Annotated in this window: 28 protein-coding genes, 1 tRNA gene and 2 pseudogenes; 17 read left to right on the forward strand and 14 right to left on the reverse strand. The window is 70.3% G+C overall.

Features of this window, described 5'->3' with window-relative positions; translation table 11 throughout:
* Positions 1–52: 52 nt before the first annotated feature.
* Complete coding sequence (locus OG252_RS26995) at positions 53–547, reverse strand: Asp23/Gls24 family envelope stress response protein (RefSeq protein ID WP_425587635.1); 495 nt, start codon at positions 545–547, stop codon at positions 53–55.
* A gap of 444 nt (positions 548–991) precedes the next feature.
* Between OG252_RS26995 and OG252_RS27000 the strand changes: the two genes are divergently transcribed.
* From OG252_RS27000 to OG252_RS27015, 4 genes are all read left to right on the forward strand, one after another.
* Positions 992–1417 (forward strand): STAS domain-containing protein, encoded by a 426-nt coding sequence (locus tag OG252_RS27000; RefSeq protein ID WP_329339322.1) that lies wholly within the window; start codon positions 992–994, stop codon positions 1415–1417.
* Positions 1414–2079: a hypothetical protein gene (locus OG252_RS27005; RefSeq protein ID WP_266437120.1), complete on the forward strand. Its 666-nt coding sequence runs from the start codon at positions 1414–1416 to the stop codon at positions 2077–2079. Before OG252_RS27000 ends, OG252_RS27005 begins: the two co-directional genes overlap by 4 nt.
* Complete coding sequence (locus OG252_RS27010) at positions 2076–2837, forward strand: ANTAR domain-containing protein (protein WP_329339324.1); 762 nt, start codon at positions 2076–2078, stop codon at positions 2835–2837. Before OG252_RS27005 ends, OG252_RS27010 begins: the two co-directional genes overlap by 4 nt.
* A 79-nt stretch (positions 2838–2916) precedes the next feature.
* Positions 2917–3633 carry a GAF and ANTAR domain-containing protein gene (locus OG252_RS27015; protein WP_266437125.1) on the forward strand — a complete coding sequence of 239 codons (717 nt, stop codon included), beginning with the start codon at positions 2917–2919 and terminating at the stop codon, positions 3631–3633.
* A 59-nt stretch (positions 3634–3692) separates the two neighbouring features.
* Here OG252_RS27015 and OG252_RS27020 read toward each other — a convergent pair.
* Positions 3693–4030, reverse strand: a pseudogene (locus OG252_RS27020) (YhjD/YihY/BrkB family envelope integrity protein); the annotation flags it as partial.
* A gap of 174 nt (positions 4031–4204) precedes the next feature.
* On the reverse strand, positions 4205–5194 hold the full coding sequence (locus OG252_RS27025; RefSeq protein WP_443068429.1) for a SigB/SigF/SigG family RNA polymerase sigma factor: 990 nt from the start codon (positions 5192–5194) through the stop codon (positions 4205–4207).
* 324 nt (positions 5195–5518) lie between these two features.
* Between OG252_RS27025 and OG252_RS27030 the strand changes: the two genes are divergently transcribed.
* On the forward strand, positions 5519–6898 hold the full coding sequence (locus OG252_RS27030) for a diacylglycerol/lipid kinase family protein (RefSeq protein ID WP_329339326.1): 1380 nt from the start codon (positions 5519–5521) through the stop codon (positions 6896–6898).
* A gap of 190 nt (positions 6899–7088) precedes the next feature.
* Here the strand turns inward: OG252_RS27030 and OG252_RS27035 are convergent, their stop codons facing one another.
* The 3 genes and pseudogenes from OG252_RS27035 to OG252_RS27045 form a co-directional block, all read right to left on the reverse strand.
* Positions 7089–7448: an ANTAR domain-containing protein gene (locus OG252_RS27035; RefSeq protein WP_266437130.1), complete on the reverse strand. Its 360-nt coding sequence runs from the start codon at positions 7446–7448 to the stop codon at positions 7089–7091.
* Between the two features lie 13 nt (positions 7449–7461).
* Positions 7462–7602 (reverse strand): annotated as a pseudogene (locus tag OG252_RS27040) (PRC-barrel domain containing protein); the annotation flags it as partial.
* Positions 7599–8000, reverse strand: coding sequence for an ANTAR domain-containing protein (locus tag OG252_RS27045; protein WP_266437135.1), 402 nt, complete (start codon positions 7998–8000; stop codon positions 7599–7601). The gene OG252_RS27045 and the pseudogene OG252_RS27040, both read right to left, overlap by 4 nt.
* Before the next feature lie 1078 nt (positions 8001–9078).
* On the opposite strand from OG252_RS27045, the gene OG252_RS27050 reads away from it, so the two are divergent.
* The 3 genes from OG252_RS27050 (at position 9079) to OG252_RS27060 (ending at position 10232) form a co-directional block, all read left to right on the forward strand.
* Positions 9079–9252, forward strand: a complete 174-nt coding sequence (locus tag OG252_RS27050) for a hydrophobic protein (protein WP_266437137.1) — start codon at positions 9079–9081, stop codon at positions 9250–9252.
* Positions 9253–9312: 60 nt separating this feature from the next.
* Positions 9313–9486: a CsbD family protein gene (locus tag OG252_RS27055; protein WP_151485287.1), complete on the forward strand. Its 174-nt coding sequence runs from the start codon at positions 9313–9315 to the stop codon at positions 9484–9486.
* A 122-nt stretch (positions 9487–9608) separates the two neighbouring features.
* Positions 9609–10232, forward strand: a complete 624-nt coding sequence (locus OG252_RS27060) for a hypothetical protein (RefSeq protein WP_266437142.1) — start codon at positions 9609–9611, stop codon at positions 10230–10232.
* 474 nt (positions 10233–10706) lie between these two features.
* Here the strand turns inward: OG252_RS27060 and OG252_RS27065 are convergent, their stop codons facing one another.
* Positions 10707–11003 (reverse strand): GntR family transcriptional regulator, encoded by a 297-nt coding sequence (locus tag OG252_RS27065; protein ID WP_266437145.1) that lies wholly within the window; start codon positions 11001–11003, stop codon positions 10707–10709.
* Between the two features lie 158 nt (positions 11004–11161).
* On the opposite strand from OG252_RS27065, the gene OG252_RS27070 reads away from it, so the two are divergent.
* The 4 genes from OG252_RS27070 to OG252_RS27085 all read left to right on the forward strand — a co-directional run bounded on the left by OG252_RS27070 (position 11162) and on the right by OG252_RS27085 (position 12714).
* Complete coding sequence (locus tag OG252_RS27070; RefSeq protein WP_329339330.1) at positions 11162–11494, forward strand: hypothetical protein; 333 nt, start codon at positions 11162–11164, stop codon at positions 11492–11494.
* Positions 11494–11886 (forward strand): hypothetical protein, encoded by a 393-nt coding sequence (locus OG252_RS27075; RefSeq protein WP_329339331.1) that lies wholly within the window; start codon positions 11494–11496, stop codon positions 11884–11886. Before OG252_RS27070 ends, OG252_RS27075 begins: the two co-directional genes overlap by 1 nt.
* 29 nt (positions 11887–11915) lie before the next feature.
* Positions 11916–12263 carry a DUF6247 family protein gene (locus OG252_RS27080; protein ID WP_329339332.1) on the forward strand — a complete coding sequence of 116 codons (348 nt, stop codon included), beginning with the start codon at positions 11916–11918 and terminating at the stop codon, positions 12261–12263.
* Between the two features lie 193 nt (positions 12264–12456).
* Entirely contained in the window at positions 12457–12714 is a 258-nt protein-coding gene (locus OG252_RS27085) for a hypothetical protein (protein ID WP_329339333.1), read from the forward strand.
* A gap of 67 nt (positions 12715–12781) precedes the next feature.
* Here the strand turns inward: OG252_RS27085 and OG252_RS27090 are convergent, their stop codons facing one another.
* The 3 genes from OG252_RS27090 to OG252_RS27100 form a co-directional block, all read right to left on the reverse strand.
* Positions 12782–13234, reverse strand: coding sequence for a nuclear transport factor 2 family protein (locus tag OG252_RS27090; protein ID WP_329339334.1), 453 nt, complete (start codon positions 13232–13234; stop codon positions 12782–12784).
* A gap of 5 nt (positions 13235–13239) precedes the next feature.
* Positions 13240–14046 (reverse strand): MBL fold metallo-hydrolase, encoded by an 807-nt coding sequence (locus OG252_RS27095; protein ID WP_329339335.1) that lies wholly within the window; start codon positions 14044–14046, stop codon positions 13240–13242.
* Between the two features lie 208 nt (positions 14047–14254).
* Positions 14255–14749: a MarR family winged helix-turn-helix transcriptional regulator gene (locus OG252_RS27100; protein WP_266437165.1), complete on the reverse strand. Its 495-nt coding sequence runs from the start codon at positions 14747–14749 to the stop codon at positions 14255–14257.
* 160 nt (positions 14750–14909) lie between these two features.
* Here OG252_RS27100 and OG252_RS27105 point away from each other — a divergent pair, with 160 nt between their 5' ends.
* Together OG252_RS27105 and OG252_RS27110 are read left to right on the forward strand one after the other, a co-directional pair.
* Positions 14910–16061 carry a sensor histidine kinase gene (locus OG252_RS27105; RefSeq protein WP_329339336.1) on the forward strand — a complete coding sequence of 384 codons (1152 nt, stop codon included), beginning with the start codon at positions 14910–14912 and terminating at the stop codon, positions 16059–16061.
* Positions 16049–16699, forward strand: coding sequence for a response regulator (locus OG252_RS27110; protein ID WP_266437170.1), 651 nt, complete (start codon positions 16049–16051; stop codon positions 16697–16699). The genes OG252_RS27105 and OG252_RS27110 overlap by 13 nt, the downstream gene beginning before the upstream one ends.
* A gap of 35 nt (positions 16700–16734) precedes the next feature.
* On the opposite strand, the gene OG252_RS27115 is transcribed toward OG252_RS27110, so the two are convergent.
* From OG252_RS27115 to OG252_RS27130, 4 genes are all read right to left on the reverse strand, one after another.
* Positions 16735–17679: an SGNH/GDSL hydrolase family protein gene (locus tag OG252_RS27115; protein WP_329339339.1), complete on the reverse strand. Its 945-nt coding sequence runs from the start codon at positions 17677–17679 to the stop codon at positions 16735–16737.
* Between the two features lie 157 nt (positions 17680–17836).
* Positions 17837–20065, reverse strand: a complete 2229-nt coding sequence (locus OG252_RS27120; protein WP_329339341.1) for an MMPL family transporter — start codon at positions 20063–20065, stop codon at positions 17837–17839.
* Between the two features lie 132 nt (positions 20066–20197).
* Positions 20198–20857: a GTP cyclohydrolase II gene (locus OG252_RS27125; RefSeq protein WP_329339343.1), complete on the reverse strand. Its 660-nt coding sequence runs from the start codon at positions 20855–20857 to the stop codon at positions 20198–20200.
* A 118-nt stretch (positions 20858–20975) separates the two neighbouring features.
* The gene (locus OG252_RS27130; protein WP_329339345.1) at positions 20976–21491 is read right to left on the reverse strand and encodes a MarR family winged helix-turn-helix transcriptional regulator; all 516 of its coding nucleotides are present in this window, start codon (positions 21489–21491) and stop codon (positions 20976–20978) included.
* 93 nt (positions 21492–21584) lie between these two features.
* On the opposite strand from OG252_RS27130, the gene OG252_RS27135 reads away from it, so the two are divergent.
* The 3 genes from OG252_RS27135 to OG252_RS27145 all read left to right on the forward strand — a co-directional run bounded on the left by OG252_RS27135 (position 21585) and on the right by OG252_RS27145 (position 24305).
* Entirely contained in the window at positions 21585–22715 is a 1131-nt protein-coding gene (locus OG252_RS27135; RefSeq protein ID WP_329339347.1) for a dihydrofolate reductase family protein, read from the forward strand.
* Between the two features lie 269 nt (positions 22716–22984).
* Positions 22985–23058: transfer RNA gene (locus tag OG252_RS27140), tRNA-Met, on the forward strand.
* A 149-nt stretch (positions 23059–23207) separates the two neighbouring features.
* Positions 23208–24305 carry a PP2C family protein-serine/threonine phosphatase gene (locus OG252_RS27145; protein ID WP_329339349.1) on the forward strand — a complete coding sequence of 366 codons (1098 nt, stop codon included), beginning with the start codon at positions 23208–23210 and terminating at the stop codon, positions 24303–24305.
* The last annotated feature ends 133 nt before the right edge of the window (positions 24306–24438 follow it).

Genomic DNA, 24438 nt, shown 5'->3' on the forward strand with positions numbered 1-24438 from the left:
CAGCTCGCGGAGGAGCGATGGGGCGGAGTCCCTGCCCATGCCCGCCTCGCGACTAGAGCACGCGGTCGTCGCTGGTCTCCGGTGTGTCCTCGTTCGGCAGGTGGACGTCGTTGACGGCGATGTTCACCTCGACGACTTCCAGGCCCGTCATCCGTTTCACCGCCGCGATCACGTTCTCGCGGACCTCCGCGGTGACCTCGCGGATGCCGACCCCGTATGCGACGACGACCTGGAGGTCGATGGCGGTCTGTTTCTCGCCGACCTCGACCTTGACGCCGCGCCCCGCGCTCGCGTGTCCGCCCGGGACCCGGTCGCGCACGGCGCCCATGGTGCGAGTGAATCCGCCGCCCAGTGCGTGGATTCCGGGGACCTCCCGCGCGGCGATCCCGGCGATCTTCTCCACCACCCCGTCCGCGATGGTCGTCCGGCCCCGGGTCTCCGGCGGTTCCTGCGGCCCGGTCCGTGCGGCCTGCAGTGTCGCGCCCATGCCGGTGCGGGGCCCATCGGGATCGGGTTTCTGCAGGGTTGGACTGTTCGGCTCCGTCATGCGAAGCCACCTCCTCGGGCAGTCGACGGACTGCCGTGCCTGAGCGGCTGTCGGCCGCCGCCTTCGTGCCGCTGGCCCAAGTGCCGTGCAGGGCAGCGGATATGAGCGCGCCACTGGCCTTTGGCGCCGTCCACATCCTGGGACTGGGCGGCTTCGGGCCGTCCGCCGCATCGGGTTGAGGACTATGCTGCTGTACGGACGTCCCAGACCCCGGCGGCTTGTCGTTGCTCGATACAGATGGCTGCGGGGAGCGGATCTTTCGTCCGTCGCCCGGCGCATCCCTGGAGGGAACTGGGTGGGTCCGCTGTCCTGTCGCACAGGCTGCGGGGCCGGCTGATGCTCCGCCTCCGTCGAACGTACGCCCCTGCCGGGAGCGCGCCAAGGGGGCCGGGATTCCCGGCGTCACCGTGTGCGCTGCCGGATGGTCTTCCGAACCGAGGCGTCATGCCCCTTCCACAGCTCACCGTCTGCCGTCATGTTCGACGGAACCGGGCACTGATCACTCTGGCCGGTGAGATCGATCTGGAATCGGCGCCGCTGGTGCGCACGGCACTGGCGCGGTGCCTGAGCGACGGCATCCGCACCATCGATGTCGACCTCACCTCCGTGACCTTCTGTGACTGCAGTGGCCTCAATGCCTTCCTTTACGCCGCGCAGCAGACCACGGAGGCGGGCGGAACCCTACGACTGCACCACCCGCCACGGACACTGAGCCTGATCCTCGACTTCACCGGCTGCGGGTTCCTGCTCCTCGGCCTTCCGGTGGGGCATCTGTCACCTCCTCCCGGGGATGTCCCGGCCCCGGTCGCCCAGGCCTCGCCGCAGCGGACTGTTCCGCTTGCCGCTGTCCTCTCGGGTGATGTGCGGTGACGGCCCGGTCAGGACAAGGACAGCCGCACAAGCCCGACGCGGGCGAGCCGTCCACCATGGACGCGTTGCGGTTGCGTCGGGTGAACCGCTGGCAGACGCAGGGCCTGGCCGGGGCGCTCGCGGATCTGTACGTGGACTCCCGCGGCATGTCTGCCCGCGTCGAACACCACAGCCGCCAGGACTTTCTGCACCGTCTCACCGGTGACATCCGTCGGCCGGGGTTCGCCATGGTGGTCGCGGAGACGGACGGCCTGGTGGGATGCGCCTTTGGCTTCCCGGTGCGCAGCGACGGGTTCTGGTGGCTCGGCTTCGACGGAGCCCTGCCGCAGGGCATCGAGCAACTCACCGAGTCCGGCGGCGTCTTCGCGATCACGGACATCCTGGTCCGCCCGCACCCGCAAGACCAGGACCATGAGGTGGCAGGCCGGTTGCAGGAGCGGCTGCTGACCGACCACCAGGCGACGCTCGGCGCCACCCTGGTGGATCAGGCTGATCACCCCGCCCTCGCCTCGCTCCGCTCATGGGGATGGCTGGACGTGGGAGAGATCTGGGGGCCGATCAGCGCCACGCTGCTCCGGGTGCTGGTGCTTCCTGTCGGGGAACGAACCGGGGCGAGGCTGGAGGGGCTTGCGCACGATGCCTGGACGCGGTGGCCCGGATGAGGTCCGACAGCCGCTCGGCACGGATCCAGGTGCTGGTCGCCACGCAGGCGGCTCGACGCGGTGGCCGGGTCGGGGTGATGGACGTGTGCACCGCGGCCGTGGCCGCGCTGCCGGTCGGCGGGGCCGGGCTGTCGGCGATGTCCCGGACCGCGGCGAGCCATCCGTTGTGCAGCACCGACGACATCAGCGAGCAGTTGGAGGAGTTGCAGCTCACACTGGGCGAGGGGCCCTGTGTGGATGCCTTCACCCATGGCTCGGCCGTCCTGACGCCCGATCTGCTGACCGGTGCATTGCAGGACCGCTGGGTCGTGTTCGCGGATGCGGCCCTGGAGGCCGGGGCACGCGCCGTGTTCGCGCTGCCCCTGCAGATGGGGGCGATCAGCCCGGGAGTCCTGGACCTGTACGCCGACGTGCCGACCGTGCTGGACGCCGAGGAGTTGGCCGATGCCCTGGCGTTCGCCGATCTCGCGACGCTGCTCCTGCTCGATGCTCGGATCGAGGAGACAGGCGCACCGGTCGACAGAGCACTGAAAGACCGCGGCTTCGAGGATCTGGGCGTAAACCGGGCGGAGATCGACCAGGCCAGCGGCATCCTGACCGTCCAGCTCGGCGTCGGCATCGACGAAGCCTTCATCCGGCTGCGCGCCCACGCCTTCACGCAGGGACGCCGGCTCGCGGACGTGGCCGCCGACGTGGTGGCCCGTCGGCTCCGCTTCTCCCCGGACACGGAACCCAGACGGACCGACGAGGAAACCTGATGTACCGGTGCCGGCCGAGAAACCCGCCGTACTTCCCGCCCCTTCCCGGCGGGCATAGTCTCAATCGAGGGTGCCCACGATGGATCAACAGCTCCTGGCCAAGACCTTCGTCGAGCTGGCCGACAACCTGGTCGCCGACTTCGACCTGATCGACTTCCTGCGCCTGCTGACCGACCGCTGCGTCGGCATGCTCGACGCGAGCGCCGCCGGCGTGCTGCTCGCCGACCGCGACGGCAAACTCCGCGTCATGGCCGCCTCCGACGAACAGGTGCGTCTGCTGGAGCTCTTCCAGCTCCAGAACGACGAAGGCCCCTGCCTCGACTGCTTCCGCACCGGCGCACCCGTGATCATCCACGACCTGACCCGGGAGATCGATCGCTGGCCGCGCTTCGCCACGGCGGCCCACCGCAGCGGATTCGGGGCCGTCCAGGCCCTGCCCATGCGCCTGCGGGACGAGACCGTGGGCGCCCTGAACCTCTTCCGCGCCGCTCCCGGCCCCTTCGACCCCTCGGCCACACTCATCGCTCAGGCCCTGGCCGACGTCGCCACCATCAGCCTGCTGCAACAGCGCACTGTCCACCGGGGCACGGTGCTCAACGAGCAGCTGCAGACGGCGTTGAACAGCCGGGTGCTGATCGAACAGGCGAAGGGGAAGCTCGCCGAACGCCAGGGCATCGACATGGAGCAGGCGTTCAGCGCGCTGCGCGGTTACGCCCGCGCCCACAACCGGCGCCTGGCCGACGTGGCCCGCGCCTTCATCGACGGCTCCGAACCCCTCCCCGGACTGGTGGCCTGACACTGTTGCCGAAGCGGTGACCGCACGCAGCTGCCCGAGCCCGAAGAACCACGCTCGGATCACGGGCCGTGCTTCTGGAGGTGCGGTGCTGTCGGTGCACCGCTGCCGGCTGACGCCCGCTGTGGTGCGGCGTCGGCTGAGGGGCTGATCCAGGGCTCCGGGTCCTCGCCCTCGGCCGGCTCGCCGGACCGCACTGCCGTCCCCGCTGCTGCTGCTGTCCAAGCGGCGCAGTACAGCAGCAGCCTGGCCTGAGATTGATCCACAGCACGACGGCGACCGGCACGGCGAAGGCGCCGTACATGCTCTTCGCCGCAACGTCCTGCAGGTAGCCGGTCAGCAACCACTTGAGCAGTTCGAAGCCCACCGCACCGATCAGCCCGGCGACCACGACCGCACGACCGCATGCCCGCCAAGCGTGCGTACGCATCAGCTTTACGATCACAGGCAGCCTTGCCGGCCAATTCATGAGCAACACCGCTCCCTGCGTACCCAGAGCCGAGAAGAGGGGCATCCGGCGGGGCGCCCGCACCATGGGGCGCGCGGCAGGTCGGCAGGTGGCTGACGGGGATCGTCAGTGAGCGGCCCGGTGGCGGAACCAGTGGTCCTTGTGACGGGGGCGATCGACCGGTCCGGCAGGGGCTTTGTTATCCCTTTCCGCCTGCGCCGTCTGCGCGCGGGCGGAGTCGCGTTCGTGGATCAGGACGCTCCGTTCCTGTTCGGCTGCGGCTGTCTCGCGCCGAGACTGCTCGAGCCCGCGACGTGCGGTGCGGCCGCGAGCCTGGTCGTGCAGGCGGGCACAGATGAGAGTGATCAGACGGGAGACGTGCATCTGCGAGACACCGAGCTGCAGGCCGATGCGAGCCTGGGTCATCTCGCAGAAGAACCGCATGTAGAGGATCTGCCGGTCACGTTCGGGCAGGGCCCGCAGCAGCGGGCGCAGGGCCTCACGGTTGATCACCTGGTCGAAGCCGGGCTCCATGCCACCGAGCGTGTCGGTCAGTGGATGGCTGTCCGCGGAACAGCCGGGCATGGCGTCCAAGGACAGCGCGGTGAAGCTCTCCAGCGCACCCTGGCCCAGCCGCACCTCCTCCTCGGTCAGGCCGGTGTACGCGGCGATCTCGGGGACGGAGGGTTCGTGGCCGCCCAGCGAGGCGCACTCACTGCCGGCGAAGCGGACCCGGCCGCGCAGTTCCTGTACACGCCGCGGCACATGCACGCCCCAGAGGTCGTCACGGAAGTGCCGCTTCACCTCTCCGACGATCGTCGGTATGGCAAAGCTCGGGAAGGCGGTGCCGAGACTCGGGTCGAAGCGGGACACCGCCTTGACCAGGCCCAGTTGGGCGACCTGCTTGAGGTCCTCGAAGGTCTCGCCGCGATGGCGGAAGCGCCGGGCCAGCCGTACGGCCATCGGCATCCAGGCGCACACCACCTCCTGGCGCAGCGCGGACCTCTCCGGGCCGTCCGGCAGAGCGGCGATACGACGGAACGCCGCGGCGGTGTCCGGCGCGTCGTAGTCATGAGGGCGTGTGCTTCGTGATCTGTGCGTGCGTACGTCCGGCATCGACACGTGTCTCCCTCATCGGTGGCGTCACTCACCGTGGGAGCGGCAGACCGCAGCGCACAAGGGAGCAGCGACAGCTGCTCCCACGGGCGTGCCTCCGGTCCGAAGCACGCCGGACGAGTTCCCGGGCAACCCGCTTTCAAACAAGCTCCGTGCCACTCAACCGCGGCGGCCCACGGGACGCCCGGGCGGCGAATGTGGAGACGCCCCTGGACGGTCGCGTCTGGAACCGGATGGTCAACTGGCAACGCGGTAGGCACCGTTGGCCCATTCGTGTGGGCAGGCGGCAGCGTGATCGGCATCGCCGCGGGTACGCAGTCGGGCATGAGACACCCCCGCGCACTCGATGCACGGCTCTTCTCGCGCGTCGCCTCCTCCCACACCCTGCTGCCGTGGCTGGCCGGCGCGGCCGTCATGGGTCTGTCCGGCAACCGCAGCGCACGCCGTGCCGCCCTGCGGGCCACCGGCTCACTTGCCCTGGCCTCCACCGCCGTCGGCATCGCCGCCAAGTCGGCCTCCGGCCACCGGCTTCCGCCCCGGCCCGGCACCCGGACGTTGCCGGCCGGGCACGCGGCCGCCGTCGCGGCTTTCGCAACCGCCGTCGCCCTGGAGTCGCCCAAGCTGGGAACCGCCCTCATCCCCCTGACCACAGCCGCCACCGTCCTGCGCGCCCGCACCGGCACGTCCTCCCCCGGTGAAGTGCTCGCGGGAGCCGCACTCGGGGCCGGTGTCGCGGCGGCGACCTGCCGTTGGTGGCCGCTGCACAGGGACGCACCCGCCGACACCGCCCGGCCGAACGAACCCGTCCCCGCCCTTCCCGCGGGTCTCGGGCTGATCGCGGTCGTCAACAGCGACGCGGGCGGCGCCACCCCGGCCGAAGCCGAACTACGGACCCTCCTGCCGATGGCGGACATACGGCTCTGCGAGAGCGGCGTCGACCTGCACCTCGTGCTCGACCAAGCCGCCAAGGACGTACTCGCCCATGGGGGCGCCCTCGGCGTGGTCGGCGGCGACGGGACGGTCAACGCGGCAGCGGTTCGCGCCACCGAGAGCGGACTGCCACTGGCCGTGTTCCCCGCCGGCACCCTCAACCACTTCGCCGCCGACCTGGGCCTTGCGACCCTGAAGTCCACCGCCGACGCCGTGGAGGCGGGTTGTGGCGGAGCCGTCGACCTCGGCCGGGTCACCTCCGCGGACGGTGTCGGCACGTACTTCCTCAACACCTTCAGTATCGGCGTCTACCCCGAACTCGTCCGGGCCCGGGAAGCCCGCGAGAGGCGCCTGGGCAAGTGGCCCGCCCTGTGCATCGGCCTGCTCCGCGTCCTCGCCGACGGCACCCCCAGCCAGGTCACCGTCGACGGGCGGCACCGACGGCTGTGGCTGCTCTTCGCCGGCAACAGCCGCTACGACCCGCCCGGCTTCGCCCCCTCCTACCGCCGCAGCCTCAACGACGGACTCCTCGACATCCGCACCGTCGACGGCAACCACCCCTTCGCCCGCACCCGGCTCGTCACCGCCTTCCTCACCGGCACCCTCGCCCGCTCCCGCGTCTACCAGGCCGCCACCGTCACCCGGCTGCGGATCGACGGAATGAGCCAGGAAGAGGACTACACCCGTGACGGCGAAGTGAGTCCGGCGGCTGACGCGCTCCTCCTCGACAAGGCTGCACGTGCGCTCACCGTCTACCTGCCGCCACCGCAGTGACGCCGCCGGCGGAGTGGCGCTCTCGAGCGCTCTGTCTGCTCAACGGCTGCGGAGTCAGGGAAAGGCCGGGCCGGTGTTTGAGTTCCACGAGGTGGGCTACACAGCAGAGGCGTCCGACGGCCGTCCTGGACGAAGGCACCGGAGAGTTGAACCCACAGCGTCCGGTGCCGTCCGTCGGGCACGCATGCCGTCACCGCCGGTCTGCCAGATGAAGGCGCCGCAGCCCCTGGCGCAGCTCCCGCTGCATCGGTTCCGGGAGCGTCTCGTTCTTCGTCGTGGCGACCAGGGCCGTGGCCACGGCCCGGAGCTTGACATTGCAGTGCTGCGACATATCCACCAGCACCTCCCATGCCCGCTCGCTGGAACACGGTGCCAGTGCCATCACCATGCCGCGCGCCTGGTCGATCACCGCACGGCTTGCCAGTGCCTGCTCCAACTGCTTGTTCTTGGTGCGTAGTTCGACGACCTCGGCCAGCAAGGCCGCATCCCTCACCGAATCCGCAGCCGTCAACAGCGGTTGTTCTTCACGGGGCGTGGTCAGGTGGTGCATGGTGCGTACCTCACAACACAGTCCGTACCGTGGCCATGGCCGGCTCGTCGGGGGTGGTGTCCACATAGACCGCTTCGAGCACACCGATCTTGTGGCCTTCGCTGTCGACGACGTTGTGGTTGCGCCATTCCCGGACGTCGGCTGTGTGGATCACGGCCTTCTCCTTCTGGACGGCTCATCTGTCGGTGGTGAGTCGCACCCCCGGTCTTCCGCGTAAAGCCGCCGCAGCGCGTGCCGCAGCGCCCGCTGCATCAGCCGTGGGAGCGGCTCGCCCTCCCAGGCGGCGACCACGGCCAGGGCTACGTCCGGAAGCTTGGTGTTGCACTGCCGCGCCATGTCCACCAGCAGGTTCCTGGCCGGCTCACGGCGGCAAGGGGCCAGAACCATCACCATGCCGCAGGCTTGATCGATGACCGGGCGGCCGGTCAGCGCTCGCCGCAGCTGATCGATCTCGGCGCGCAGCGCCACGGCATCCTGACCCGCCGGGTCCTCCACCGAGGTCTCGGCCCTCAGATCCCACCAATGCTTTGGGAGCATGGTCGTGCGGTGCATGGCATCTGCCTCTCCACGATTTCCGCGCGTCCGGAGCGGCTGAAGCCACCCCGGAACCTATGGATATCGGGCAACTTCATCGGTCACCCGCGACGTTCATGGTCCCGACGGTCCTCGCGCCTCCAGCGCGCCCGGTGCTGACGGGTGTAGCGACGGTCCCAGCGGTCCTGGCGCTCCCGGCGGTTCTCGTAGTCCCGGTACTACCCCGAAACCGGAACCGCCGCCACGGCCCCGGCCTCCACCGCGATCGCGGCCGTAGCGAGTGGAGCCGAAGACCAACACCGCCGCGGCCAGCCACCAGAGGGGGTTGAGGAACCCGAAGCCGAACAAGATCAGGGCGAGGATGAGAAGCACGACGAACACGGCGGGCCTTCCCGGAGCGGAACAATGCATCACTGCCGGGGGCCAGGGCCTGTTCGAACAGCGTAGTCCTCCCCAGAGGTTGCGGACAGCGGCCCACGTCAGCGTCTTCCGCCGGGACCGGATGGCCACTTGCCGTCTGTCCAGGGGGCGCGGCGAGGGCTAGCGTGCACGGTACGGCCCGAGCCCCCGGCAGCGTCGATCATCTCTCGCGCTCCTTCGAGGGCGCACCTCGCGCATCGGTGCCGGAACCCGCCTCGCCCCCAACGGGCCGCTCCCGCACCCGCCGTCGCCATGCCTTCCCGGCACGGCCTCGATGCGCCCCATGCGGGCATCCTTCCCCTCCGCTGCCCGTCGCGTCGCACGCATCCCACCGCAGGTGGCACGCATGTACGTACTGATCGTTCCGGCTTCTGTCCCCTTCGTCCTGCTCGCCACCGTGATGGGCTTGTCCTGGTGGGAGGATCACGTCCTGCCGGCGCCGCCGGCCGAGCCCGTCGACACTCCCACCGAGGCTCCGTTTGTCCCAGTGGCCCCTGCCCAGCTCGCAGAACTCCCCCGTGTCGACACCGCGTTGACAGGGGAGGCTGCCGGGCGTTGACTGACAGCACGGCGTAGGGCCATGCCGCTCCGGATCACTCGGACGACGCATTCCACCTTCCCGCTTCGCCCGGACCCCGCGGAATCAAGGAAATCCCCGCGATCTGGAGGCCCGGCAATGATCCTTTGGATTCTTCTCCTTCTGCTGATCCTGGTGGTGTTCGGGTTCGGCTTCACCATGCAGGCCCTCTGGTGGGTCGCCGCCGTCCTGCTGGTCGTCTGGATCGTCGGCTTCGCGAAGCGCGGGCGCGGCGGTGGCGGTGGCCGCCGGTACGGCCGCAGTCGCGGGTAGTCCACACCAGTGCGTTCTCCCGCCCGCGGGAGCCCATCCAGCAATGAGCAGAGGACAGCCATGAGCGTCGGACAGACGATCAAGCACAAGACCCAGGCATTCAAGGGCCGGGTCACCGAACGCATCGGCCGGACCACCCGCAACAGGCGACTGCAGCGCGAAGGCAGGACCGACCGGGTCTCCGGAAATCTGAAGCAGTCCGGCGACAAGGCCAAGGACGCCTTCAGGCACTGACCACAACATGCCCTGGGTGGTGCCCACGTCGCGTGGACACCACCCGGCAGGCCAACGCGGAATTGATGGGGACGGCAAATGAAGCCGGACAACCTACGAGCCGAGAGCCAGAGAAGGCCGCCATGCTCACCATCGTGATCATCGCCGTGATCGTCATCGCGGCGGTCACCGTCCTCATCATCGGACGCGGACGCATCCGGGACGGTGGCGGGCGCGGGCTGAAGCACCGCTTCGGACCCGAATACGACCGTGCCGTCACCGACCACGACGGTGACACCAAAGCTGCCGAGCGGGAACTCGGCGAGCGAGTCAAGCAGCACGGCGCCCTCCAGGAGCAGCCGTTGTCGCCCGAGGACCGGGCGCAGTACAGGGCTCAGTGGGCCGACATCCAGGAACAGTTCGTCGAATCACCGCAAAAGGCCGTCATCGCGGCCGACGCACTTCTCGCCGGCCTCGCGAGGGACCGCGGCTTCCCCGACGGCCAGCAGTTCGAAGAGCAGCTCGCCGCCCTTTCCGTCCACCACGCCACCCATGTCCACGGCTACCGCAGCGTGCACACGGCGGCACGAGGCCAGGGCGACACCGAGGAGATGCGGGAGGCCATGATCGAGGCCCGGAGCCTCTTCGAGACGCTGGTCACCGAACAAGCCGGCGACTTCGACCGGCACCGCCCGCCGTCCCTCGACGATCAGGGCCACGCGCCGTGGCCGCTGAGCCGACGCCACGCGAACGGAAACGGCCCGTGATGGGCTGAGTCACCTGCTCATCATCGGCATCGTGGTCCTCGTGGCCGCGCTGGCCCTCACCGCCGCGCGCTGGTCCGGGCGCTCCCGTCGCCGCCCCATCCGATAACCCCTGAGCGCTGTTCGGCAGACGCGGACGTAAATGCCGCCGGCAGAGGTATACGGGCATCGGCGGCGTTGAAAGAGCTGCTCAACCGGCCTTTCTGCGTGAGCGATGCGTGAGCGGATGATGTGGCAGAGACCATCACGGCGTGGACTGAGCGCGGAGCAGCACCTGCCCTGACCAGGTGGTTCCGGACACCGAAGGAGCGTCCGGAACCACCCACCAAGATCCCACCAGGACTTTTGATCCATTGGTTGTGGGTTCGAGTCCCACAGGGCCTACCCGAAGGACCCCAGCTCAGTGCGGAAAAGAGCTGGGGTCCTGTGCGTTCCGGCCCGGTCAACGACCGTTCTTCGGTGGCTGGTTGGGCCCCTTCAGGAGTTCGGCTCGCCCTCCTGGGACGCGTCGCCGGTCGGTTGCTCGACGACGAAAGATCCTTTGCCGCGCACGGTGACGATCAGTCCGCGCTCGCGAAGTTCCTGTGCAGCACGTCGCGCGGTGAGTCGGGCCACGCCGTACTCGTCGGCAAGGTGGTTTTCCGAGGGGATGGGCCTGTCCGGCGCAAGCTCCCCGGACTTGATCTTGCCGGCGATGACGTCGGCCAGCTGGACATAGAGCGGTCTCGCGCTCATGGGGTCCAGCGTGGCGTTCGGCTTTCCCGTATCGCTCATACGTCCAACGTAGAGCGGCATGGAGCTGCACGATCGTGTGGATCCCTCTGTACTTGTATGTAGAGGGATGTATCCCAGTATAGCTTCCAAGATGGAAAGACCCCGGCGAGGTGGCAAGACCTCCCGGGGCACGGTCAACGCTTACTAGGAGCGCCGACATGCACGACCGTATCCGCCGCACCCTCGAATGGCTTCGCCTCTTCTTCGCCCCGGGCACAGGGAAACGGCGCCGCCCTCGCCGCCACTCCTGTCCCCACCTCCACCTCACCGCCGTACACCACCCTGCCGCACCCCTGCCCCCGCACCGCTCCTCGTACGGCCTCGCCACCCCCCTCGACGGCACCGACTCCGCCCTCGTGCGCCCCTACCTCACCGCCCACGAACAGGAAGCCGTCCTCCAGCACCACCGCCGCCTCGCCCTCGTCCTCGCCGCCGACTTCGGGATCGACCTCGACCGGCACCTGATCGGCGCGCAGGAGGTGGCCGCCTGATGGAACACACCACCGACCACGCGACGGCAGCCGCGTCGCCCCGCCTGCTGCCCTGGCCGTCCCCCGACGGCAAACCCTGCTACCTGGTGACGGACAGCCGCGGCGGATATCTGTCCCGCCTCGCCGACGACCTGGAGGCCACCCAACTGGCCACCGGCGCCGACGTTCTGGGCCTCGCCCGCGCGGTGCTGGACGATCCCGCGTCGCCGTACACCGAGGTCCGCTACGCCGGCCTCCGGCTGGCCGAGTGCCTGACCGACGCGCTGCGTGTCGCCGAGTCCCGGGGCTTGCGCCTGCCGGATCCGGACGGCGAGGACACCGAGGATGCCGGAGAGCGGGAAGCCGCACACGATCGGCCCGTGCGGAGTCGGAGGGCCGGGCTATGGTCGTAAGCACGAAGCGTCGAAGGAGGCCATCGGTCATGACCGCCCACGCAGCCGAACCGACATCGGCCGTTCCCCCCATGCCAGAGCGGACACCGAAGGCGCTGCGTGAGGCGATCGCTCGATACGCCCCCCAGCTCCTGCCCGACTTCGACGAGCACTGGAAACGGGCCATCGCCGACACCTACGACATCAGCCCGCTGCCCGCGTTCCTGGCGCGCTGGTGGGTCGAGTACTCGATCGCCCGCGATCCTGAGCTCGACGCTCATGTGGCCGATCGCCACCACCGCGCGGCAGAGTCCGCCGATTACGCGGAGGCCAAGGCCCTTCTCGAAGAGGTGTCGAGGATCCGCCACAGCGCGCGGGAGCTGGAGCCCGGCCAGTGACCGACCCGTTCATGGGCCACCCTGGCAGATGGACTGGCGGCTCGAGCCCTCGCCTGCCGCGATGCGCTGCCTGAGCATGTGCGGAAGTCGGTGGACGAGGCCCGTGCCGAACTCGTCACCGCGAAGGATCCCTACTTCCGGGGGATCGACGCCGATGGCGACCTCCCCGGAGACTGGCAATGAGGAGGCAGTCGTGGCGGCAGCGGACGAAAGACCTGTGGAGATCGACAAGAGGGACGTCCCTCTGTCCGGTGGACGGACGCTTCGTGTAACGGAGTTCAGCAACGGCAGCATCCGGCTGGCGGTGAAGACCGGTTCGCCCTATGTGATCACCAGTCTTGAACAGATCGACGACGGAGCCGTGGTGAAGATCTCCCCTGGCCGCGAAGGGTCCAACGCTCATAAGAACTGGGTGCGTGACCACGGTGCCGGCGACGGTGATTCTGCATAGGCTGACGCGGAGTTGAAAGGCCTCGCCACCTTGGGTGGCGAGGCCTTTCGGGGGTCGGAGAGAATCCTCAGCCGCCGTCGGTCATCGCCTCACGTACCAGTGCCGTGTCCACGAACTGCTCGAACCGTACGATCCGGCCGCCGCGTACGACGAAGTGGTGGGCGACGCGGACGTTGATGGGCTTGCCCGTCGCCTTGTTGACGGCGGTGTAGCGGGCCAGGACCACGACGTTCTCGCCGTCGACGACGTAGGTGTCGTCGTGAGCGGTCCAGTTGTCCCACTCCTTGCCCAGCTGCTCCATGACGTTGGCGGTGACGCCGTTGGGGGTGCGATAGGTGCCGGCGAGGGGGAAGCCCGCCATCTCTGTCCACTCCACGTCGGGGGCGAGGGTGGCGCGGAGGGCTTCGAGGTCGCCGGCGGCCGAGGCGAGGTACTGGCGGCGGACCACGTCGGCCGGGGCGGCGGAGGTGGCGAAGGCGGCGGCGGGGTCGCTGGTGTCGCCGGTATTGGTGGGTGTCATGGTGGTCAGCCCCACTTCATTTCGCCCTTGGCGACCTTCGCGCCGATCTGGGCGGCGATCAGCATGCCGTTGTCGGGGTAGCGCCGGACGAGTGCCTCGGTCAGGGCCGGGCCGTCCGCCGCGGTCGCGAGCTCCTCGTCGAAGGCGAGGAGGTAGTCGCGGGTGGCGGTGATGGCGGAGGCGTCGGCGGGGGTGCCGGGCAGGCGGTGGCCGGGGACGACCAGCTGGGGGTCGAGGGCGGCCATCTCGTCCAGGAGCTTGATCCAGGCGGCACGGTCCTCGGGGTTGGGCGTGTCGGCGACCCAGACGTGCTCCTTCTGGAAGAGCAGGACGCCGCCGAGGACCGCGCGCTGCTCGGCCTGCCACAGGTAGTGGCGGTCGGGCAGTTCGGCCGGGCCGCCCTTCAGCTCGAAGCGGTGGCCTTCCAGGGTGAGGTCGCCGGTCAGCGGGGTGATGTCGACCAGGCGCGTGGGCAGGTTCGGGCCGAGGGACGCCCACGCCTTGAGCTTGCCCTCGTAGGAGTGCTGGATGTGCTCGATGACCTGCGGGGTGGCGACGAAGGCGGCGTCGGGGAAGGCGTCGGCGAGGACTTCGGCGCCGAAGTAGTAGTCCGGGTCGCCGTGGCTGAGGAAGACGGTGGTCAGCTGCTTGCCGGAGTCCAGGACGGCGGCGGCCAGACGGTGGCCGTCGGCCCGGGTGAAGCCGGTGTCGACCAGCAGCGCCTCGCGCTCGCCGGTGACGAGGGTGGCGGTCTTGTTCTTGGTGCCGGCGGGGAAGTCGAGGTCGAGGACGGTGAATTCGAGCGTGCTCATGCGGGTGCTCCTTGAGGGGGACGGCGGGACAGCGGGGGTCTCGGTGCCCGCCAGCGCGAGCCATTCATCTGACTGAACAGTATCTGCTTCGTCAGGTATTTCCCTGAAGGTGTGTGATCGGCGCCACTTTTCCGTCCACGGTGCCATGGGGTCAGGCATGCCGCCCGCCGGCCGACGCTCGCGCCGTCGACGCCCGCCCGGCCGACGCTCAGGGCAGCCGGGGCAACATGTCCCGCGCCGCGTGGCTCAGGATGCGCAGGTCCTCCGCGAACCGCTCACGGTCCGCCTCGGGCAGCGGCTCCACGAAGTACCGCTTGATGTTCTCCACGTGCACCCGGGAGGCACCCACCGCGGTCTCCTCCCCCAGCCCGGTCAGCCGCACCAGCCGCCCACGCCGGTCGCCGGGGTCCTCCACGCGTTCGACCAGCCCGGCCGCCTCCATACGGTCCACCAGCCGCGTCGCCCCGCCCGTGGTCAGCACCTGCTCCTGGGCGATGGCCCGCATCGACAGACCCGGCTCGGGCGCCCGTCCCAGGATCAGCAGCACCTCGTACGTCAGATGGCTGATCCCGCACTCCACCTCCAGCGAGCGCCCCAGGATGTACTCCAGCCGGTTGGCCGCCCCCTGCAACCGCCCGAAAGCCAGGACCAGCTCGTGATCCGCGGCCTCCTTCGCCGTCGAGATCCCCGCGTGCTCGCTCACAGCCCCAGCGTCCCTTTCGTCGTCCCGGCAGCCCTGCCCCGATCATGCCTTCCGCGGTGCTTCTGCGGCCGTTCCGCGGCCGATGGTGTAGCCCGCTACACCCCGGGCCCGGGTGCCCGCCCACCCGACCGCCCCCACCCCCATCATCTAGCGTTGGCGCATGTGGAAAACGGTCCAGCGGGCCGCGTGGGCCACCTTGCATCTTGTCGTGGCCGCCGCGATGGCGTTCGGCGTGTGGATATTCATCACCGTTCTGCTGATCACCGCCATCGGTACCGTCGCGGTCGTCGGCGCCTGGATGCTGCCCGAGACGGTGCTGCTGATCCGGCGGATCGCCGGGGCCAAGCGGGGGCTGACCGCCGCGTGGACGGGGCGGCGGATTCCCGAGGCGTACCAGAGCGTGAGCGGGACGTTGCGGGAGCGGTTGTGGATCGCCGTACGCGACCCCGGTACGCACACCGACCTGCGCTGGATGCTCGCCTACTACTTCTACGGCGCTCTCGTCTTCCTCGCACTGCCGCTGTGGCCCGTGGGACTGGTCGTCGACGGCGTGTGGTGCGGGCTGCTGCGGCGGCCCGCGGTGGTGCTGCCGTTGATCGTGCGGCTCGCGGACCTCGAGGCCGACTGGACGACCGCCCTCCTCATGCCCTCCCCGAAGGCGCAACTCGCCGCGCGGGTCGAGGAACTGAAGGAGACCCGCGCGGACGCGATCGCCGCGCACGGCGCCGAACTGCGCCGTATCGAGCGGGATCTGCATGACGGCGCGCAGGCACGGCTGGTCGCCCTGTCCATGCGGATCGGGCTCGCCAAGCGGGCCTACGACCGTGATCCCGCGGCCGCGCGCAAGCTCCTGGACGACGCCCAGGACCAGGCCGAACAGGCACTCACGGAGCTGCGGCACGTCGTACGCGGCATCCACCCGCCGATCCTCACCGACCGCGGCCTGGTCGGCGCGGTGCGGGCGCTGGCCGCGAGCAGCGGTCTGGCGGTGTCGGTGGACGACGGCGGCCTGGAGGAGGGCGTCCGCCCGCCCGCGGCCGTGGAGGCCGCCGCGTACTTCGTGATCGCCGAGTCGCTGACCAACGTCGCCAAGTACAGCGGTTCCCCGCGGGCCGAGGTGCGCCTCGCCCGCACCCGGCGCAGCCTGACGGTGTACGTCCGCGACGAGGGCCAGGGCGGCGCCGACGAGTCCGCCGGCTCGGGGCTGCTCGGCATGCGCCGACGGGTCGCGGCGCTCGACGGGACGTTCGACGTCACCAGCCCCGTCGGGGGGCCGACCGTGATCGAGGTGGAGTTGCCGTGCGTGTGGTGATCGCCGAGGACAACGCCCTCCTTCGGGAGGGCCTTGTGCTGTTGCTGACCTCTGCCGGGCACGAGGTGGTGGCTGTGGTGGGCTCCGGGCCGGAGGTCCTGCCGGCGTTGTTGGAGCATCGGCCGGATGTGGCGGTGCTGGATGTGCGGATGCCGCCGGGGTTCCGGGACGAGGGTCTGCGTGCGGCGTTGGCCGCGCGCAAGGAGATGCCGGGGTTGCCGGTGCTGGTGTTGTCGCAGTATGTGGAGGAGTCGTACGCCGCCGAGTTGTTGGGTGGTGGGAGCAGTGGGGTGGGTTATCTGCTCAAGGACCGGGTCGGGCGGGTGGATGAGTTTCTCGACGCGTTGGAGCGGGTGGCGGCCGGGGGTACGGCGCTGGATCCGGAGGTGGTGACGGAGTTGCTGACGCGGCGCCGGGACACACCGGTCGATTCGCTGACTCCGCGTGAGCGTGAGGTGCTGAAGCTGATGGCGGAGGGGCACGACAACGCGACGATCGCGAAGACGCTGGTGGTGACGGAACGGGCGGTTCACAAGCACATCGGGAACGTGTTCCTGAAGCTGGGGCTGCCGCCGTCCGACAGCGGGCATCGCCGGGTGCTGGCCGTACTGGCGTACCTGGCGCACACCCCGGAGTGACCCCAGATACGCCAGTACGGCTTCCGCGACGGCTCCTACAACGCCGACCTCACCGTGTGCAGCACCGCGTCCGCCATCCCCCGCTCGCCCCGCTCGTTGGGGTGCACCGCCGCCGCGGGGCTCTTCGGGACCAGGGGTTCGATCCATCGGGTGCCCTCGGCCGAGCAGGCGTCGTGGCCCTCGGAGGGCTTGTACGTGTCGACGTACCCGATGCCCGAGGCCTTGGCGCGCTGCCGCAGCATGCCGTTGAGCTGGAGTTCCGTCTCCCGCAGGAAGGTCACGTCACCGGGCGCCAGGGACATCTCGCGCCCGCACTCGGCGCTGTCCGCGGGGAAGAGCGCCGGGTAGCCGACGACGTACACCCGGGCCTGAGGGGCGCGCCGCCGGACCTCGGCCAGCGTGCGGGTGAGCCGGTCGTCCGCCTCGTCGATGCGCTCTTCCACGGAGTCACCCGAGCCGCCGTACTGCCGTGCGCACGGGGCGTCCTCGGAGAGGTACTTCCCGCTCCCGGCGAGCTTGTACAGCGCCCCCATCCCGACGCACCGCTTGATCATCGAGCTGAAGCCGACATCGTTGCCGCCGATGCCGACGGTGACCAGACGGGTGTCGGAGGAGAGCGCGGTGAGCTGGGCGGGGTTGGTGCCGTCGGCGGTGGACTGGGTGGTCGTCAGGTCGGTGATCTTGGCGCCGCTGCAGCTGACGTCCCGGAAGCCGGCGCCCGTCAGGCCCAGGTCGGCGGCGACGAGGGCCGGGTAGTTGCGGGAGGAACGCTCGCAGCCGGCCGGGGTGCCCGTGCGGTCCGGGATCTCGGGACCGGAGGTGTAGGAGTCGCCGAGCGCGACGTACGGCCCCTTCGCAGCGGCGTCGGTCCTGGTCCCGGCGGCCGGGGCGTCGTCGTCCGTGACGCCCACGGCCACCGCGAGGGTGCAGCACGCGACGAGGATTCCGGCCAGCATGACCCGTACATGAGTCGTCGTCATCAGAATGTCCTGCTCTTTCTCAGAGGGCGGAGGAGGCGGGCAGTGTCGTGACGAGCGGCTACGGGGACGGCGAGGGGGATGGGGATGGGGATGGGGGCGATTGGGATCTACGGAGCGGGGCCGCCGTCGGTGACGGCGGCCCCGGGGGTGTCGCGGTCTAGCGGGCGGAGACCGGCTCGGGTTCGGGCCGCCGGGCCGCGTCCGTGTCGCCGACCGGGTGCCGGCGGCTGAGCTTCTCGCCCTCGACGTCGATGTCGGGGAGCAGCCGGTCCAGCAGGCGGGGCAGGTACCAGGCCTTGTCGCCGAGGAGGGAGAGGATCGCGGGGACGATCGCCATCCGGACGACGAAGGCGTCGAAGAAGACCGCGATGGCCAGGCCGAAGCCGATCATCTTGATCATCGACTCGCCGGCGCCGATGAAGCCGGAGAAGACGGCCATCATGATCAGAGCGGCGGCCACGACCACCCGGGCGCTGTGCCGGAACCCGGTGACGACCGCCTGCTTGGCCCCGTCGCCATGGACGTACGCCTCCCGCATCCGCGAGACGAGGAACACCTCGTAGTCCATGGCCAGGCCGAACACGATGCCCACCAGGAAGATCGGCATCATGCTCATGATCGGGCCGGTGGTCTCGACGCCGAGGAGTTCGGCGCCGAGGCCCTGCTGGAAGACCGCGACCACCGCGCCGAGGGCGGCGAGGACGGAGAGCAGGAAGCCGAGCGCCGCCTTCAGCGGGACGAGCAGCGAGCGGAAGACCAGCAGCAGGAGCACGATCGCCAGACCGACCACGACCGCGAGGTAGGGGATCAGCGCGGACTGCACCTTCTCGGCGACGTCGATGTCCAGGGCGGTCTTGCCGGTCACCTCGAAGGACGCCCCGGAGGTCTTGGACTCGATGCCCGGGCGTTCGTCGCGGATGGTCTGGACGAGGTCCTTGGTCTTCTCGTCGGTCGGCGCGGTGGACGGGGTGACGGAGAACACCGCGGTGTCCCCGGCCTGGTTGAAGCGGGCGGGCGAGACGGAGACGACTCCGTCGGTGGCGGCGATGTCCTTCGAGATCCTCGCTACGGCCGACTTCGCGTCGTCGCTTCCCTTGGCGTCCACGACGATGCTGAGGGGCCCGTTGAACCCGGGGCCGAAGCCCTCGGCGAGGGCGTCGTACGCCCGGCGCTCGGTGGTGGAGGTGGCCTTGGCCTCGTCGCCGGGCATGCCCAGCTGGAGGTCCATCACCGGGGTCGCCATCACGCCCAGGCCCGCCACGCCGAGCAGCAGCACGGGGAGGGGATGGCGTACGACGATCCGGGCCCAGCGCGAGCCGCCGTTCTCGGTCTGCTGCTGCTTCCTGCGGCTGCGCCTGCTGTTCCGGCGAACCCCGCGCGAGAGCACGGCGTTCGCCCAGAAGCCGAGCACGGCCGGGACCAGGGTGAGGCAGATCAGTACGGAGACGAGGACCGCGCCGGCCGCGGCCAGCCCCATCTTGGTGAGCAGCGGGATGCCGACCACCGAGAGCCCGGCCAGCGCGATCACCACGGTCAGCCCGGCGAAGACGACCGCCGAACCGGCCGTACCGGCGGCCATGCCCGCCGCCTCCCGAGGGTCGTGCCCCTTGGCACGCTCCTCCCGGTAGCGGGACACGACGAACAGCGCGTAGTCGATGCCACAGGCGAGGCCGAGCATGGTGGCCAGCGTGCCGGTCGTGTCCGACAGGCCGAAGGCGCTGCTCAGGGCCATGATCGAGGCCATGCTGAGGCCGACGCCGAGGATCGCGGTGAGCAGCGGCAGTCCGGCGGCGGCGAGCGAGCCGAAGGTGATGAGCAGGACCAGGGCGGCGATCGCGATGCCGATGGCCTCCGCGCTGCCGCCCGCCGAGGGCTGGGTGGCGAGGGCGTCCCCGCCGACCTCGATGGTGAGCCCCGCGTCCCGGGCCACGTCGATGGCGCTTTCCAGGTGCTTCTTGCTCGCGTCGGTCAGGTCGGCCGCGGGCACCTTGAAGGAGACCGTCGCGTACGCCGTCGTCGCGTCCTTGCTGACCGCCTTCGCCTGGAAGGGGTCGACGGCACTGGCGACCTGGGAGCTGTCGGAGGCCTCGTCGACGAGCTTCTCTATCGCCGCCTTGTTCTCGGTGGCGGTGACCTTCTCGCCGTTCGGGGCGACGAAGACGATCCGGGCGCTCGCCCCGTCCGCCGCCGACCCGGGGAAGCGCTCTTCGAGCAGGTCGAAGGCCTTCTGGGACTCGATGCCGGGCATGGTGAACCCGTCGGAGGCGGCGGCGGGCGCCTTGGCGGCGGCGACGCCTACGGCGGCCAGGGCCGCGATCCAGAGCAGGGTGACGAACCAGCGCCATCTGAAGGCCAGTCGGCCTACGTGGTACAGGAAAGTGGCCATGGCAGGGATTGCCTCCACAACAGCGGGACGGGGCGGAAAACGGTGGGATCCGTGTGATCTCCACGATTCCGTCCGCCGTGTGTGGCCACGAGGGAGTGGGTTACCGAGTGTGGGGTGTAGCGGGCTACACCATCAGCCCGCGTGACGTCCCGTCAGCTCGCCGAGCGGCAGCGTGTGCTGGGTCTGCAGGACCTTCGCGCGCAGGTACCGGACGTTGTGCGTGTTCTGGAAGACGCCGGTGGGCACCCGGTCGCGGACGTGGATGCCGAGGTCCCTCAACTGCCCTGCCTTGTCGGGGTTGTTGGACAGCAGGTCGAGGCTGTTGATGCCGAGCGCCTGGAGCATCTGGGCGGCCGCCGTGTAGTCGCGGGCGTCCTCGGGCAGGCCCAGCGCGGTGTTGGCGGCGTAGGTGTCGAGGCCCTGGTCCTGGAGGGCGTACGCGTCGAGCTTGTTGTAGAGACCGATGCCGCGGCCCTCCTGGCGGAGGTAGAGCAGCACGCCGCCGCGGTCGGCTATCCGCTCGACGGCCTCGCGCAGCTGCGGGCCGCAGTCGCAGCGGGCCGAGCCGAAGACGTCGCCGGTCAGGCACTCGGAGTGCAGGCGGACGAGGGGGGTGGCGGTTGCGGTTGCGGTGGTGCCGGGGGCCGGGTTCCCGAGGATGATCGCCACGTGTTCCTGGCCGTCGGCCAGGCCGTGGAAGGTGACGACCTCGGTGTCGACGCTGTAGCCGTCGTGGAAGCGCAGCGGTACGCGGACGCGGGAGCGGGGGGTGGCGGCGGGGAAGTCGGGCATGCGGGTTCTCCCGGGTCCGGTGGTCAGAAGCGCGGGATCTGCTTCAGTTTTGAAGCAGATCCACGAGTTGGACCCTACCTCATGCTTTAAATTTGAAGCAATCAGTTTGTGGTGCGGCTCACGAGCACGAAGGGGAGGAGCGGCGGCGCCACGGGACCCCCTCCGGCGCGGACTGGGCGTCGTCGCCCTGGAGGCCCTCGGCGATGCCCGTGCAGATCTCCTCCAGCTGCTCCACCTGTTCGTCGGTGAGCCGGTCGAAGAGGGAGGCGCGGACCGTCTCGACGTGGCCGGGCGCGGTCTGCTCCAGGGTCGTCATGCCCTCGTCCGTCAGGACCGCGACGGTGCCGCGCTTGTCCCAGCGGCAGTCCTCGCGCCGCAGCAGCCCGTCCTTCTCCAGGCGCGTCACGGCGTACGTCAGCCGGCTGCGGGTGATCTTCAGCTTCTCGGCGAGATCGGTCATGCGCAGCCGGTGCTCGGGCACCTCGGAGAGGTAGGCCAGGATGGTGTAGTAGAGGTGCGGCATGCCGGCCTCCTGCTGGAGCTGCCGGTCGATCGCGTCCTCCAGGAGTTGCGTCGCGGCGATGTACGCGCGCCAGGCGCGCTGCTCCTTCGGGGTGAGCCAGCGAGTCGTCATGCCCCCAGTGTAGGTTTGCTTCAAACTTGAACCAAGCCCGCCGTGACATGAACCACGCCCGCCGTGCCGCCGCCTTCGAGAGGGACCGCGCCGATGCCCCACCCGTACGTCCTCCTCTCCGCCGCCGTCTCCCTCGACGGCTACCTGGACGACACCGGCCCCGACCGCCTGCTGCTCTCCGGCCCGGCCGACTTCGACCGGGTCGACGAGGTGCGGGCGTCCGTCGACGCGATCCTGGTGGGCGCCGGGACGATCCGTGCCGACAATCCGCGGCTGCTGGTCAACTCGGCGGAGCGGCGGGCGGCCCGGGTGGCCGCGGGCAAGCCGGAGTATCCGCTGAAGGTCACGGTCAGCGGGTCGGGGGACCTGGACCCGGCCGCGAACTTCTGGCACACGGGCGGCGAGAAGATCGTCTATACGACGGAGAAGGGCGCGGCCCGGGCTCGTGCGGTGGGACTGGCGGCGGACGTGGTGCCCCTCGGTGCCGAACTCGACTGGCGGCGGTTGCTGGAGCACCTGCACGACGTCCGTGGGGTCCGGCGCCTCATGGTCGAGGGCGGCGGACAGATCCACACCCAGCTGCTGCGGCAGGGGCTCGCCGACGAACTCCAGCTGGTGCTGGCCCCGCTGTTCGTGGGCGACCCGGACGCGCCCCGCCTGTTCGGCCCCGGCCCCTACCAGGGCGGACGCCTCCGGCTGGTCTCCACCCAGCCGGTCGGGGACGTCGTCCTGATGCGCTATGAGCCGACGGCACCGGGCAGCGGGCCGCACGCCTCCGCCGCCGACCACCACTGGCTCGCCCTCGCCTGCGAACTGGCGGCCCTGTGTCCGCCCTCGGACACGGCGTTCAGCGTGGGGGCGGTGGTGGTGGCGGCCGACGGTACGGAGCTGGCGCGCGGCCACTCACGGGAGGGCGACGACCCGGTCGTCCACGCGGAGGAGGCGGCCCTCGCGAAGATCACGCCGGGTGACCCCCGGCTGGCCTCCGCGACGGTGTACAGCAGCCTGGAACCGTGCGCCCGCCGCGCGTCCCGGCCGGCGCCGTGCGCGCGGCTGATCCTGGACGCGGGGGTGCGGCGGGTGGTGACGGCGTGGCGCGAGCCGGACACGTTCGTCGCGGGGGCGGACGGGAGCGGGGTGCTGGTGGCGGAGGGTGCGACGGTCGTCGTGCTCCCGGAGTACGAGGCGGTGGCGAAGGCGCCTAATCGGCATCTGCTGGGTTGACGAGTGCCTGCGGCGGCCTGTGCGGGTGGGGTGGGGGTGCGCGTAGCGCCTTGTGTTGTGTGGGGGTCGGGGACGTGTCGGGGGGTGTCCGTCCTCGGAACGGCGCGGAATCGGTTCCTCATCGAGGTGCCGGTGTTGACGCGCCAACCGCTGCGGGCGGACACCCCCCGACACGTCCCCTTGCCGCCGTGCGCGAGTGCGGACAATCCGGGCAGCCGGCGTCGATGCGACTTCCGTCCCGCGGATGGCGTACACTGAAGACACAACGACGCGGGGTGGAGCAGCTCGGTAGCTCGCTGGGCTCATAACCCAGAGGTCGCAGGTTCAAATCCTGTCCCCGCTACTGAAGGCCGAGGGCCGGAATCCAGAAATGGGTTCCGGCCCTCGGTGTATGTGTACGCCGGTCGGCCCTCACCGGTCGCCCCCCGCCACCGGTCCGGGAAACCTGGGTGCAGTGGTGACGGGACCGGACGTACGTGGGGGAGACGAGTGGTGCGGCCTGGTGACGCGGAGGAGGGGCGCCGCATCTCCAGCCTGCGGGTCGTTCTCCAGGTACTCCCCGTCCTGCTGATCGTCGGGGGAGTCTTCTACGACCTCCTCACCCCGCACGCCTTCACCGCGATCCCCTTCTTCACCGCCGCCCCGCTCGTGGCCGCGCCGGTCTACTCGCTGAGCGGCACCGTCGTGACAGGGGGCGTGGCCCTGATCGCCACGTACGCGGTCCATGCCCGGTACGGACTCGCCGCGGACGCCGACACGGTCACCGAGGTGGTCACCGTGGCCACGGTCGCCGTGCTGGCCGCCGTCATCAACCGTGTCGTACGCCGGGGCGAGGGGCGCCTCGCCTCCGCGCGCGGGATCGCCGAGGCCACCCAGCGCGCGGTGCTGCCCGAGCCCGCCGGACGGATCGGCGGGTTCGACATCGCGGCCCGCTACGAGGCGGCCCAGGCGGACGCCTTCATCGGGGGTGATCTGTATGCGGTGCAGGACAGTCCGTACGGCGTCCGGCTCGTCGTAGGTGATGTGCGGGGCAAGGGGATGGGGGCGGTGGCGGCGGTCTCCATCGTGATCGGGGCCTTCCGGGAGGCCGCCGAGCAGGAGGCGACGCTGGAGGCGGTCGCGCAGCGGCTGGAGCGGGCGCTGGCGCGCGAGGCCACGCGGCGGGGCGGGATCGAGGCCTTCGAGGGGTTCACGACGGCCGTGCTGGCCGAGCTTCCGTACGGGCGCGGCGTGGTGCGGATCGTCAACCGGGGGCATCCGCCACCGCTCCTGCTGCACGTCGACGGCACCGTGCGCTGCCTGCTCGCGCGGGAGGCCGCGCTGCCGCTCGGCATGGGAGACCTCGGCACCTGGCCCGACCGCGCCGACGAGACCGGTTTCCCGGCCGGGGCCACGCTGCTGCTGCACACCGACGGGCTGTCCGAGGCGCGGAACGCCCGCGGGGAGTTCTACGACCCCGAGGCGCGGCTCGCGGGGCGCACCTTCCGTGCCCCCGGTGAGCTTCTGCGCACCCTCGCCGAGGAGGTGCGCCGGCACACCGGAGGCGGCATGACGGACGACATGGCGCTGCTCGCCGTACGACGGCCCTGAGGGTCCGTTGTTACGAGGGGTGATCGGATGAGAGCCCTCCGCATAACAACTGACGCACCGTCAGCACTTGTGGGGTTGCTGAGGCTTGGCCAACTCGCCCGTTTTTCGCCGGTCATGGGTCGTAAGTCCTGCG

This window comes from Streptomyces sp. NBC_01352 (genome assembly GCF_036237295.1).
GTDB lineage: Bacteria > Actinomycetota > Actinomycetes > Streptomycetales > Streptomycetaceae > Streptomyces > Streptomyces plumbiresistens.